Consider the following 14,433-nt stretch of genomic DNA (forward strand, 5'->3'; position numbering starts at 1 on the left):
TGATTGACTTTGCTATCCATTTTTATTTTAACATTTCTAACAAATAACAACTTATAGTCAAAACAAATATATGCAAAAAACAACAACACACAATCGGTTGCGTTAATTTTTTTTATCAATTTCAAAAAAAATACACTCAAAAAAAGAATTATACACGTAAATAATTATAAAATATTGAATAATTAACAAAAACAGTGTTTAATATTACGAAAACGTTAGAGATAATAAATCGTTTGATTCAAAATCTTAAAAAAAATATAAAATGTTAAAATATAAGTTTTTTTAAAGAAACACTAAAACGTTGTAGTGACTGTATAAAAATTCCTCCTAAATTAGATCTTTTGTTATCCCTTATAAAACGGGACTTAAAAAATATTATAATCTGAAAGTCACCACACCAGAACCAAAAGCTTATATTTCTTACAAAATAAAAAGCAGAGACAATCGGTTGCTTTTATTACATAAAAAAACTCCCCTCCAAATAGCTGGAAGAGAGTTTAAAAACTATAAAAATGGAAATGAAAAGATTATAAATTCATCTTTTTTGCGTCTTCTACAAATTGCTTTAAACCAATATCAGTTAAAGGGTGTTTCAGCAGCCCTTTTATTGCAGAAAGCGGTCCAGTCATAACATCTGACCCTACCTTGGCACAATTAACAATATGCATGGTATGCCTTACAGAAGCTGAAAGGATTTGAGTCTGATAATGGTAATTATCGTAGATTTCTCTAATTTCAGCAATTAAATGCATTCCGTCTGTTGAAACGTCATCTAAACGCCCTAAAAATGGAGAAACGTAAGTCGCTCCAGCTTTTGCTGCCAATAACGCCTGACCAGCAGAAAACACCAAAGTTACATTGGTACGGATTCCTTTTGAAGAAAAATATTTGCAGGCCTTTACACCATCACCAATCATTGGCAGTTTCACGACAATCTGAGGATGTAAGGCGGCTAATTCTTCTCCTTCTCTTATCATTCCTTCAAAATCAGTCGAAATAACCTCAGCCGAAACATCGCCATCTACGATATTACAAATGTCAAGATAATGTTTCAGGATGTTTGCTTTTCCTGTAATACCTTCTTTTGCCATTAAAGACGGATTGGTAGTTACACCATCTAAAACGCCTAAAGCCTGCGCTTCTTCAATGTCTTGAAGATTAGCAGTGTCAATAAAAAATTTCATAAGTTTTTTGGTTTATTAGTTGTTATAAATAATTCTTTATCATCGAATGAACCGCATAGTTTGTCATTTCGACGAAGGAGAAATCTTCGCGAGAAACTCGACAAAGATTAGTTATTTACTTTGTGGAGCTACTTACGGAGATTTCTCCTTCGTCGAAATGACAAAACTGTACGTTTTTTTCTTTGTGTAGATAAATTAGTAGAGACACACTGCAGTGTGTCCAAATTCTAGTGAGTGAAAAATGTGCATTTCGATTGATTCTGCTCTTCAAAAAACCTTCAATAAAAAAAACTCACTTATTATTTTATCAAACTGACTTTTATTCTTTTCAATTTTTAAAAAATAGTAACTAAACCTTCAATCTATTTTTCGTTAATCTCAATGTAAAAAAGCCATAATCTTAATACACATTTTCGAAGTTTTTATCTAAAAAAACATTTTTAAACATTTTAACGTTCTATAACTATCATGTTTAAAAATTTAAACTTTTTCTAGATTTTTTGTCTCACTAAATTTTTTAAGAAACCTAACAGATTTTAGAAATCTGTTAGGTTGAATATTTAAAATCTAAATCAATTAAATATATTGATTGATGATATTTTCAAACAATTCTTGTTTACCGCTTTGAAGATTCAATTCTCCATTTTCGTGAGCGATAGTATAAAGATCTTTAAGATTTAATTTTCCATCAGCAAAGTCTTTTCCTTTTCCAGAATCGAATGAGCTATATCTTTCTTTTCTTAATTTTTCGTAAGGAGAAGAAGTGATGATTTTATCAGCAGTCAATAAAGCTCTTGCAAAAGTATCAGCTCCACCAATGTGTGCTAAGAAAACATCTTCTAAGTCTGTAGAGTTTCTTCTAATTTTTGCATCAAAGTTAACTCCACCACCTTGCAATCCGCCAGCTTTTAAGAAAACCAACATTGCTTCAGTAGTTTCTTGGATATTATTTGGAAATTGGTCTGTATCCCATCCGTTTTGGTAATCTCCTCTATTTGCATCGATACTTCCTAACATTCCTGCTTTTGCAGCCACTTCCAATTCGTGTTGGAAAGTATGTTGTGCCAATGTAGCGTGGTTTACTTCGATATTGATTTTGAAATCTTTATCTAAACCATAATTTTTTAAGAATCCGATTGCTGTAGCCGAGTCAAAATCGTATTGGTGTTTAGATGGCTCCATTGGTTTTGGCTCGATAAAGAAAGTTCCTTTAAAACCTTGAGATCTTGCATAGTCTCTAGACATTGCCAAGAATTGCGCCATGTGGTCTAATTCTCTTCCCATATCTGTGTTTAATAAAGACATATAACCTTCTCTACCACCCCAGAATACATAGTTTTCTCCGCCTAAAGCGATAGTTGCATCCAAAGCTAATTTTACTTGTCCACCAGCTCTTGCTACTACATTAAAATCTGGATTTGTAGCCGCTCCGTTCATGAATCTTGGATTTGAGAAACAGTTTGAAGTTCCCCAAAGCAATTTAATTCCAGAGTCTGCTTTTTTCTGTTTTAAATAATCTGTAATAAAAGCCAAACGTTTTTCTGATTCTGCGAAAGTTGCTCCTTCAGCAATCAAATCGTAATCGTGGAAACAAAAATAATCGAATCCCATTTTGCTAATAAATTCAAAAGCAGCATCTGCCTTATCTTTTGCTGCTTGATACGGATCTGATGAAGCATCCCAAGCAAATTGTTGTGTTCCTGGTCCGAATGGATCGCTACCTTGTCCGCAGAAAGTATGCCAGTAAGCGATTGCAAATTTAAAGTGCTCACGCATTGTTTTTCCAGCTACAATTTGGTCTGGATTGTAATATTTAAATGCCAACGGATTATCAGATGCTGCCCCTTCAAATTTAATTTGGCCGATACCTTTGTAGTATTCTTTATCTCCTAAAACTATCATTTGATTTTTTTATTTATTTGTTAATATTAATTCTAATTCTTGTTTCCATTTTTTATAAGCCGTCTCGTAAGGTTCTTTGTTATGAAGTGGTAAAAACGTCATTACGTGATCGTTGTCGCTAACATTAGCTCCAAACTTGCTGTAATCACCGTCTTTTAAACCAACCGCTCTCGCCGCACCAACCGCTCCAGTTGTATTGTAAATTTCGATTTCGTGACCAATTAAAGTTGCCACGGTATTAGAGAAAATCTCCGAACGGAAAAGATTGTCATTTCCAGCTCTAATCACATTAATCGTAGCATTATCATCTTTCAAACATTCCATTCCATACACAAACGAAAACGCAATTCCTTCAAGAGAAGCTCTAAACAAATGTGCGCTGTTGTGAATATTTAAGTTGAGGTTTAAAAAGTGTGTTCCGATGGTTTTATTATTGAACATACGCTCAGCACCATTCCCAAACGGAATGACTACTACGCCTTCTGATCCAACCTCAACATTTGAAGCTTTTTCGTTCATTACCTCATAACTTTCATTCCCCATATTATTACGAAGCCATCTGTACTGAATTCCTGCTCCGTTAATATTTAAAAGTTTACCCACTCTTGGTGTTTCCACTTCGTAGTTTACGTGAACAAAATTGTTTACTCTTGTGCTTTTTCCCGAAGACATTTCGCTAACGGCATAAAACACTCCCGAAGTTCCGCCAGTCGCAGCCACTTCTCCCGGATTCAAAACATTCAGAGATAAAGCATTATTAGGCTGATCTCCTGCTCTGTACACAATCGGAATTCCTGCTGGAAGACCAGATTCAGCAGAAGCTTTTTCTGTAACAATTCCTTGATTTGTAAAATTTTCGACGATTTTTGGCGTCAATGATTTGTCGATTCCGTAATATTCTAAAAGCCAGTCGGCTACTTTATTTTCTTTATAATCCCAAAGCATTCCTTCAGACAAACCATTTTTGGTAGTCGTTACTTCACCCGTTAATTTCAAAGCGATATAATCTCCCGGAAGCATGTATTTAGCGATTTTATTGTAAACTTCAGGCTCGTTTTCTTTCACCCATTTTAGCTTTGAAGCGGTAAAATTTCCTGGCGAATTCAATAAATGCGACATGCATTTTTCTTCTCCAATTTCGGCGAAAGCCTTATTTCCAATTTCAACTGCACGGCTGTCGCACCAGATAATTGAATTTCTGAGCGCCTTTCCAGCTTCATCCACAATCACCAATCCATGCATTTGGTACGAAATACCAATTCCTTGAATTTTAGAAGCGTCTATATTTGATTCTTTAATCGCTCTTTTAGTCGCTGTACAAATGTGCTGCCACCAGATTTCAGGGTCTTGCTCTGCCCAGTCTGGGTGAATCGAAAGGATTTCCATTTCGTTCTGCGGTTCATTCAAAACGATTACTTTTTTGCCTGTTTCTGCTTCTACCAAGGCTGCCTTGACAGAAGAACTTCCAATATCATATCCGATATAATACATACTACAATGATTCTCTTATTATTAATTTTGTCGGCACATAACACTTCGTTTCTTCGTCACGCGTAATAAATGCCGCTGCTTTGGTTCCCATTTCTTTAAAATCAGTTGATACAACCGAAATTCCTTTGTATATAAATTTCTTCATTGGGGTTTCGTTGTAGGATAAAAATCCAACATCTTTCCCAGGTTCAAAATCCTTTTCTTTGCACTGTTCTAAAAAGTGTCCTAAAATCCTGTCGCTTACACTGATATAAGCAATTCCTTTCTCAATATTGAACTTTTTTGGATCTGTAATCACTTCATATTCAAAACCAAAATCGGCACAGAATTTTTTAAAATATTCCACCGTTTCCCACGGATGATTCGTAAAATCCGGATATACAAATTGTATCTTTTTATACTTTTTAAACAAATCGGCTGCTTCTGTCAATGACTCGTAAAACGCTTTTCCGAAATCCTGAAAAACATAATTATTTGTCTTTTTTGCCTGAATATTCCAGTCAATCAAAAGCAATTTATCTTTTGAAATTGCAGACAAAGCCGGAGCGATATCCTTATGATCAAAATTCATGACTACATACTTGTAATACTTCCCGATTCCGTTATTGATGATCGTTTTAAAAACATCAATATTATAATGATGAAACTGCACATCTGTAATCACATTATCTGGCAGATTATTCACAAACGAATGGTACAAAACCTCTTTATAAGCCTTAAACGTATCCAAAACCAAAAGCACTTTTCTCGTTTCGCCTGCCACATAATAGCCTTTATTGGGTACAGAATCAATTGTATTCTGGTCTTTTAAAATCGTATAAGCCTTAAAAACCGTGTCTCTCGAAAGCTGATACGTCTTGCAGATTACATTCACCGACGGAAGCAAATCTCCCTTCTGTAAAATATTCTCGGCAATAGCATTCGTAATTCCGTCAACCAACTGCTGGTACTTCGGAATATCACTATCGTGATTAATTATAAACTCAAATTTTTCTTCTTCTTTTAGCATACCGTTCTGTTCCGTTCTGTTATGCTAAAGTAGCTAAAAATCTTTTATAAAAAATTATTTTTCAAATGAATTATGTTATTTTTTTTAAGCTCTGGAAGAGCGGAATATTTATAGAAAATTCCAATCGCTACAGATTAAAAGCTCCAGCGGAGCGACACATTTGTCATAATAATATATTGCCCCGCTGGGGCTTTTGTAAATCTGCAAAACAAACCTTCTATAAATATTTCGTCCCTCTGGGACTTCGCAAGCAACTCCGTAAAGAACGTTAAAAGTTCATCCACAGTTTTGTCATCCTGACGAAGGAAGGATCACACTAGAAACTCCGCACAGAGTGTCGCCAATCTTTGTCGAATCCCGAGTGTGATCCTTCCTTCGTCAGGATGACAAACTAGGCGTAAAAAACTAAGCCTAAAACTTTACCTCTAAAAATGCTCACTCGAAGCATACATCCCTAAATACGTTCCTACAAAACCTCCTGCTTCTTTTGTACTCAAAATAACCCCATCAACATCTTTTATCAATAAAATCCAATCTTGTTTTTCTGTCGTTTTATAATAAAAGCTATACCATCTTCCGTTTCCTTCAATCTTTACAAACAATGGTTTACCAGAATCTAAAAGTTCTTTTTTCGCAATAATTTCCGATTTCCCATTATTGATTTTATCTGCTGTTCTTTCTACAAAAACTTCCAATTTATGATCAGCATTCATTCGCTTTCCAATTAAAAAATAATGTTTTTCGTTTTGAAAAGCGGTTAAACCTGCCACCTGTAAATTATCTTTTGGATTGAATTCAAACTTTACTGAAGCTTCAAATTTTAAATGTTGCTGTCTTCTTCCAATAAAAGAAAAATTCGTTTCGGCATGAATCGATTCTGGTCTTGGTTTAATTAGTAAATTTCCATTAATCAAATCACACCATTTTTCCTTTGGCGTTCTGATAAAACTCCATTTAAGATCTAATTTACTCGAGTCAAAATCGTCTTTCGAAACAAAATTCCCATTCAATGGCTCTATTTTTTCTTTAGAAAGCGGAAGATTTGGGCGTTTATGAATCATCGGAATTGGTTCATTTCCACCGACAATTTCTGGCCAATCGTTTTTCCATTCTACAGGCATCATAAAGGTTTCTCTTCCCATATTGTAGAAATCTCCTTCGTATGGTCGGCATCCTAAAAACACTGACCACCAATCTCCGTTTGGAAGTTCTACAAAATCAGCATGACCCGTTGTCGAAACCAAATTTTTACGATTCGGATCTAAAGGCGTCTGCGTCAAAATGGGATTGTTGACATAACTTTCGTATGGGCCATAAATATTTTTACTTCTAAAAATTACTTCAGAATGGTTAAAACCTGTTCCTCCTTGTGCGCAAAGCAGATAATAAAATCCGTTCTTTTTAATCACATGCGGGCCTTCAATCCATACTGGTTTCTTAGACATATCGGTTCCGCCGTTAATAACTAATTTGGGACTTGTTGTGGTTTTTTGTTTTTCCAAATCGTATTCCAGCATATAAATAGCACGATGGCCATCATGAAGCGAAATATTATTTGGCGGAGGGCCGTTATGCGTAATATAAACTTTTCCATCTTCATCAAAAAAAATGTCCGGATCGATTCCGTTAACATCTGGAAGTACAATCGGGTTTGACCAAGGTCCTGCAGGATTTTTAGCGGTAACAATAAAATTACCAACTCCGCTTACGTTAGTGCAAATCACATAAAATCTTCCTTTGTTATAGCGAATTGTTGGCGCGTACATTCCGCCAGACAAACGAGAGTTTCCAAAATCGGCCTGTTCACGGCGATCAATGATGTTTCCAATTTGTTTCCAATGCACTAAATCGGTACTTTCAAAAATGGGCAATCCCGGAAAATAGCAGAAAGAAGAATTGACGAGATAAAACTTTTCCTCCACTCTGCAAATCGTAGGATCAGGATAAAAACCAGCTAAAACAGGATTTAAATAATCGACATCAGATTTTGTTAGATTTTGATATGCATCGTCATTTCCTCTGTAATCAAACCAATCAAAAGAAGCATAATCGGAATACACAACCGATTGTGATTTTTGTGAAATTTTTTTACATGAAGAAAATGCACTCATCAAAATGACTGCTGTAACAATTTTTAAACCTGTTTTTCTTTTCATATCTTATTCAAATAATCTTCTTATTCCGTATGGATCAATCGTGATAATCGAACCGTCTTCTAGATAATCAATTTTGGTTACTTTCATGCTTCGCAGATGCGTTACTCCTTTTGACAAACTCGAATCGTGATAAAACAAATACCACTCGCCTTCTACTTCGCAAATTGAATGATGCGATGTCCAGCCTACTACAGGATTCAGAATTCTTCCCTGATACGTAAACGGCCCATAAGGGTTATCTCCAATACCATAACAGATAAAATGGGTATCTCCTGTTGAATACGAGAAATAATATTTTCCGTTATACTTATGAACCCACGAAGCTTCGAAAAAACGACGATCGTTATCGCCTGCAAGAATCTCATTTCCGTTTTCATCCAAAATTTTAATTTCTTTCGGTTCTTCGGCGAATTCAAGCATATCGTCTCTTAACAAAGCTACGATTGGCCCTAAAGCTTTTTCTTCTGCCAAAGGTTCTTCGTTATTTTGATCGTACTGATTATTACGGTACTTCTGAAGCTGTCCGCCCCATATTCCTCCAAAATAAATATAATGTTTGCCATCTTCATCTTCAAAAACGGCTGGATCAATGCTGTAACTTCCTTTTATTGCTTCTTTTTCAGGAACAAAAGGTCCAACTGGCGAATCTGAAATGGCAACACCAATCTGGAAAATTCCATTGGCGCGTTTAGCTGGAAAATACAAATAATACTTTCCGTTTTTATGAGCTGCATCAGGTGCCCACATTTGCTTTTCAGCCCAAGCAACGTCATTTACATGCAACGCAACACCATTATCAACTACTTCTGATGCAATATCTTCCATAGAAAAAACATGGTAATCTTCCATTCCGAAATGATCTCCATTGTCATTAAACGGAATTCCAGCATCAATATCATGAGATGGATAAATGTAAATTTTTCCGTTGAATACATGTGCCGAAGGATCGGCTGTGTACATATGGGATACTAAAGGCTTTGAAATCGCCAGGTCATTAATTTCCTCAAAATTAATGTGTTCAATGCTATCTTCAGGCATAGTTATATTTTGTTTAAATAATTAAGTTCTTCTTTCTTTTAGTTCTGTTTCAATTTGCACTTCCATTTCTTTATTGATTTTATAGAAAAACAGCATTCCAGCTCCAATTAAAAAAGGGATTGCAGGGAAAATACTCACTAGTAATTTGATTCCGTTTATGGCAGTTTGAGACTGTTCAGGCGCATTTGGAACATAGTGGAAATAACCTAAAAATAAAGTGGTCAAAGCACCTCCAACACTTAATCCCGTTTTTAGCCCAACCATCATTGCCGAGAATATAATTGCAGTTGCACGGCGGTTATTTAACCATTCTGAATAATCGGCTACATCGGCAATCATTGCCCAAAGAATCGGGATTGTGATTCCGTAGAAAAATCCGTGTAGAATTTGAGAGAAAAACATCAGACTAATTGATGTTGGTGGATAAAAATAGAATGCAATAATGAATAAAGTCGAAATGAATAAAAACACCCCAAAAACATTTCTTTTTCCGTATTTGTCTGCCAGATTTTTAGAAAGTGTAATGCCTACAATCATAAAGATAATTCCGCCTGCGTTGAATAAACCAAAACCTGCTGAAACAGGATCATTTCCAAAATGATTCAATCCGATATTGGATAAAGTATCTAGAATAGGCTGAATAAAAATGGCTAATTGCTCTTTATCAACATAATTCTCAAAATAATATACATACGAACCACCTTTCATCGCTAAAGTCACAAAAACCAAAGTCGTTAGCGAAAGCATAATTAACCAAGGTCTATTTTTGATTAAATCGCTTAAATCTTCTTTTACGCTTGACTTTTGTTCTGGTTTCGGAATGATTCTTTCTTTTGTAGTTAAAAACGTAATTAAAAGCATGATTGTTCCAATAATGGCCAGCGCAGTCATTACTTTTTCGATTCCGATAGCTTTATCTCCGTTTCCCGCACTTTTGATAATACCAAGCATAAAAACCTGAACAAAAAACTGGGCAAACATAACCGCCACAAAACGATAGGACGACATACTGTTTCGTTCTTTCATATCGCCTGTAATAACACCGCTTAAAGCAGAATACGGCAGATTGTTTCCGGCATAAAAAAGCAACAGCAAAGTATAGGTGATAACCGCATAAATTACTTTTCCTTTATAGGAGAAATCAGGTGTTGAAAATGCTAATAGCGCCACTACTCCAAGCGGAATTGCAGTTAATAAAATCCAGGGTCTGAATTTTCCCCATTTGGTACTTGTTCTGTCTGCCAAAACCCCAATGATCGGATTAAAAATAAAAGCGGCTACTAATCCAACAATCAGCATAATGATCGACGAATCTGTTGGTGATAATCCGTAAATGTCGGTGTAGAAATACGCCAGATACGTCATCAAAGTCTGAAAAACGAGATTGGCAGCAAGATCTCCTAAACTGTATCCAATTTTTTCTTTAATGGATAGTTTTTGTGAAATTTTAGTCATTGGTGGGTTTGTGGTCATTTTAGATAGCTAGTTAGGTTCTTTTTTTGTCATTTCGACGAAGGAGAAATCACACGCGAGAATCGACAAAGATTGACGACATTCTGTGTGGAGTTTCTAGTGTGATTTCTCCTTCGTCGAAATGACAATATTGTGTTGGTTTTATCCAAAACAATCGGTTGTGTAAAATTAGACAAAAAAACATATTATGCAAATTTAGTTTACTTTATTTAAGTTATTTTTCATATCACAACCGATTGTTGGTTATTTTCTCAAAACTTACGCTTTTTTAGTACTTATTCTTTAGTTTCTTTCAACTTTAAGATACTATCATAAGCTGGTTTGTGTTTTAAATCTTTGTCAAACGGAAGCGGATAATTGGTTCTTCCTTTTATTGGCCAGTCATTTAACCAAGATTGCCCATCATAAACGCCCCAAAAAGTCACACGACTGATTTTGTCTTTATGTTTTAAAAATAGCTTAAAAATCGATTCGTAACGTTCTGCGAGCTTGTTTTGAATGGAATCTGGCAATTTTTCTGGATATGGATTCATTTTAGGATTTCCTTCAAATTTCTGATTTACATCTGCTCCTTTTAAGTCCCACGGATTTGGTAAAACAGTAATATCTAATTCTGTAAAAGCTACTTTGATTCCTAATGCTGAATATTCCAAAATGCTTTTCTCAATTTCTTCAATTGATGGACTTTGCAATCTCCAGTGTCCTTGAATCCCAACGCCGTCTACTTTTCCGCCTTCAGCCTTTATTTTCTTAATTAAGGCAATTGCTCCTGCCCTTTTTGCAGGTTCTTCAATATTGTAATCATTGTAATACAATTCTGCTTTAGGATCTGCTTTTGCAGCTAATTTAAAGGCATCCACCAGATATTTTTCTCCAAGTGTTTTAAAAAAAACAGATTGTCTTAAAGTTCCATCCTCATTCAACGCTTCATTTACAACATCCCAAGAGTTGATTCTGCCTTTGTATTTAGAAACTATCGTCGTAATATGATCTTGCATAAACGCTTTCATTTCTGTACTGTCGGCAATCTTTTCCATCCAAGGTGCCAATTGACTATGCCAAATCAAAGTATGTCCGTGAATAAACATTTTATTCTTTTCTCCATACGCCACAAATTTATCAGACAAAGTAAAATCATATTTGTCTTTTTGCGGATGCATGTACATCGATTTCATGATGTTTTCTGCTGTAATGGCATTAAATTCTTTTCGAATCAAAGAATCTTCTTTTTTGTCTTTTTGTTCGATTTGATTCGCGCTTAAAGCAGTTCCAATGTAAAAATCATCTTTGTAAGCATCTTTTAATGAAGTAGTTTCTTTTTGCGAAGTACAGCTGACAGTCAGCAAAACCGTGACGGCAAATAAATAAGGTTTAATACATTTCATATCTTTTGGTTTAAATAGTTAATCGTTTTTTATTCGTTTAGTTTTGTCATTCCTTCCTAAAACTCTCTGGCGGTCCCAAATACGACTGCAAAACTTTCCCTTCTTCGGTTTCAATTACAATTTTTTGAAGCACTACAGCAGGATCAATTGCATAAATTTTCAAAACATGATTCCCTGCTTTTTCGATTTCATGCGTTGAGCTTATTATCTTAATATTATTCGCAACAGATTCTGCCCAAGCTTTTTCCGAAGAATCTGAGTTGAGGTTCATTATTTGCGGTTTTTCATTATCAAAGCCAATTCCATATTTCAAGCCGTCTCCTTTTTTAAAATTAATTGTTGGCGAAAAATAGGCATTTACTTTTATCTTTCCTTTACTAAAAAAATGAACGTTGTATTCTAATCTTGGAGACTGTTCCGAGATTTCAATTGGCTGAATATTTGAAGGTTTTATTGTTATTCCCGAATCTGTTTTACCAAGATTTGGAATTATAGTCCATTTTACAGCATCTGAGTTTATTGCTTTTGAATAATTTTTACTTTCTATTGAAATGTAACCGTCATTCTCAATAAAACCATGAGCTTGAGCTAAATCTTGTTTTTTGCTAATTAATGTCTCTTTTTTTAAAATCTCTTCAGCGGTAATCACTTTTAACGCTTGAACTGCAGGCGCAATTTTCTTTGTTTTCGGAATCACATTTTTATCCGGCTGCTGCCAATTATCATAACCAATATGCGTCTGCGACATCATGTGATTCCACTTCCCATTTGCTATTTGGGTATGATAATAATTTGTGAGCTCGGCATCTTTTTCAAATAACTTCTTAACTTTTTTAGCATAATCATTTGCAATGACATCTCCCTGTTCTGCATACAAATGATTTTTAGCCTGTGCCATATACATTTCATTTAAATTGGCACTTGCCAAAACAGGAAATAAAACCAGCTGGTAAAAAGCGTCTTTATATTCTGGTTTTAATTTTTCATTTATTGAATTGGCTTTTTCAACCAATTTTTGGTAATCTGCTACAACTCGATCTGCTTCGTTATAATTAGTTATGCTGTACGTTTTAGCATCTAGCAATTCTGGTTTTCTTCGTGAATTATATTTAGTGTATAACTTTAAAATTTCAGCAATTTCTCCTGTAAACTGATTGTCAAAATTCTCTTTAGCCCAATTGACATAATATTGCTCTAAATTTCCAGCATTGAAATTTTCTGGATTCCAGGCCATATCTAGGAAAAACTCAATCGGAAATTCCATTGGTTTGATATCGCCAACATTTAGAATCCAGATTTTATCGACACCATATTGATATGCTAAATCCATTTGTTCCCAAGTTCGCTCGATTTGATTGGTGTTGATCCATTTATAATTTCTTGGCCCTCCAACATAATCGTAATGATAGTAAATACCGTAACCGCCTTTTCTTGGTTTTGCATCGAGTTCAGGAAGTTTTCGAATATTTCCCCAATTATCATCACACAATAAAAGTGTTACATCGTCTGGAACAGTCATTCCTTTGTCGTAATAATCTTGAACTTCTTTGTAAAGTGCCCACATTTGTGGCGTTTCTTCGGCAGGTTTTTTAGTAACTTCTGCAATAATGTTTCTTTGAGTTTTTACGATATTTTCCAATAATTCAATCGCAGTTCCTTCCGTCATAGGCTCATCGCCATCGCCACGCATTCCGATTGTAACGATAGTTTCTTTATCTCCCATTCGTTTAATTCCGTCTTTCCAAAATTGAATTAAAGCCTCCGAATTGGAATTAAAATCCCATTTTCCGTTTGATTTTCCCCATTCGGCGTGTGCTCTTGTTAATGGCTCGTGATGCGAAGTTCCCATTACAATTCCATATTCATCCGCCAAAACAGCATTCTGCGGATCTTCCACATAAAACATTCTGCCCCACATTGCTGGCCATAAATAGTTGCCTTTCATTCGCAGAATCAATTCAAAAACTTTATCGTAGAATTTTGAATGGAATCCGCCAAATTTCTCAAATGCCCAGCCAGTTAAAGCAGGCGCTTCATCATTTATAAAAATCCCTCTGTATTTTACTTTTGGTTCTCCTTGCGAATGAACTCCAGGTAAAACATGTAGTTCTGATTGTTTTTTAACTGGAACATCTGCCCAATAATACCAAGGCGAAATGCCAATCTGGTTGGATAAATCGTAGATTCCGTAAATCGTTCCTCGTTTATCTGAACCTGCAATTATCAACGCTCTTTTGATTCCTTTAAACGGATTTTCGACAATTTGGGTTGTAAATTTCTCCCATTTCCCCTGAAGTTCTCTAGCATCTATTTTTCCTTCTTTTGCTAATTGATCGATAATTTTACTTTTCCCTAATGTCCCAATAATGACAACAAAATCTTTTGCTTCAGAAACCTTTTTAATTCTTTTCGGATGTAAATCGGAGACCTGAAAAATGTCATTTTCTAAATGTCCAGTTACTTTTAAAACTCCCGAATAATCTTTATCATCAACTAAAATCGAAGTCGTTTTTCCTTTACTTATCAGAGGAAAGTTTTCATTAGAAGCTTGATTGACTACATATTTCTCTGGATTTATAGCGTACGATTTTGTACTTAATCCGATTAAGAGAAGTAATAGAATTAGATATGAAGTTTTAATTTTTAAACACATAGAATAATAGATTTTCTTTGTCTGCATTAGTTTTGTCATTTCGACGTAAGGAGAAATCTTCGCAAGAAACTCTACAAAGATTGGGGTTACGTTGCGGAGCTACTAATGAAGATTTCTCCTTACGTCGAAGTGACAAAACAGT

Annotated in this window: 9 protein-coding genes; all 9 read right to left on the minus strand. The window is 35.0% G+C overall.

Annotation, left to right across the window (positions count from 1 at the left end):
* Positions 1 to 527 precede the first annotated feature (527 nt).
* The 9 genes from fsa to LPB248_RS05700 all read right to left on the minus strand — a co-directional run bounded on the left by fsa (position 528) and on the right by LPB248_RS05700 (position 14,318).
* The gene (gene fsa / locus LPB248_RS05660; protein ID WP_177210587.1) at positions 528 to 1,184 is read right to left on the minus strand and encodes a fructose-6-phosphate aldolase; all 657 of its coding nucleotides are present in this window, start codon (positions 1,182 to 1,184) and stop codon (positions 528 to 530) included.
* Between the two features lie 576 nt (positions 1,185 to 1,760).
* On the minus strand, positions 1,761 to 3,086 hold the full coding sequence (gene xylA, locus LPB248_RS05665; protein ID WP_177210588.1) for a xylose isomerase: 1,326 nt from the start codon (positions 3,084 to 3,086) through the stop codon (positions 1,761 to 1,763).
* Between the two features lie 9 nt (positions 3,087 to 3,095).
* Complete coding sequence (locus tag LPB248_RS05670; RefSeq protein ID WP_177210589.1) at positions 3,096 to 4,577, minus strand: xylulokinase; 1,482 nt, start codon at positions 4,575 to 4,577, stop codon at positions 3,096 to 3,098.
* Between the two features lies 1 nt (position 4,578).
* On the minus strand, positions 4,579 to 5,586 hold the full coding sequence (locus tag LPB248_RS05675) for a GntR family transcriptional regulator (RefSeq protein WP_177210590.1): 1,008 nt from the start codon (positions 5,584 to 5,586) through the stop codon (positions 4,579 to 4,581).
* Positions 5,587 to 6,011: 425 nt separating this feature from the next.
* Positions 6,012 to 7,742 carry a glycoside hydrolase family 43 protein gene (locus LPB248_RS05680; RefSeq protein WP_177210591.1) on the minus strand — a complete coding sequence of 577 codons (1,731 nt, stop codon included), beginning with the start codon at positions 7,740 to 7,742 and terminating at the stop codon, positions 6,012 to 6,014.
* A gap of 3 nt (positions 7,743 to 7,745) precedes the next feature.
* Positions 7,746 to 8,780, minus strand: coding sequence for a glycoside hydrolase family 43 protein (locus LPB248_RS05685; RefSeq protein WP_177210592.1), 1,035 nt, complete (start codon positions 8,778 to 8,780; stop codon positions 7,746 to 7,748).
* 21 nt (positions 8,781 to 8,801) lie between these two features.
* Complete coding sequence (locus tag LPB248_RS05690) at positions 8,802 to 10,235, minus strand: MFS transporter (RefSeq protein ID WP_177212510.1); 1,434 nt, start codon at positions 10,233 to 10,235, stop codon at positions 8,802 to 8,804.
* 293 nt (positions 10,236 to 10,528) lie between these two features.
* Entirely contained in the window at positions 10,529 to 11,638 is a 1,110-nt protein-coding gene (locus LPB248_RS05695) for an endo-1,4-beta-xylanase (RefSeq protein ID WP_177210593.1), read from the minus strand.
* A gap of 46 nt (positions 11,639 to 11,684) precedes the next feature.
* Positions 11,685 to 14,318 carry a glycosyl hydrolase 115 family protein gene (locus LPB248_RS05700; RefSeq protein ID WP_255463024.1) on the minus strand — a complete coding sequence of 878 codons (2,634 nt, stop codon included), beginning with the start codon at positions 14,316 to 14,318 and terminating at the stop codon, positions 11,685 to 11,687.
* Positions 14,319 to 14,433: the final 115 nt, after the last annotated feature.

The sequence above is a fragment of the Flavobacterium sp. LPB0248 genome (assembly GCF_013388355.1).
Classification (GTDB): domain Bacteria; phylum Bacteroidota; class Bacteroidia; order Flavobacteriales; family Flavobacteriaceae; genus Flavobacterium.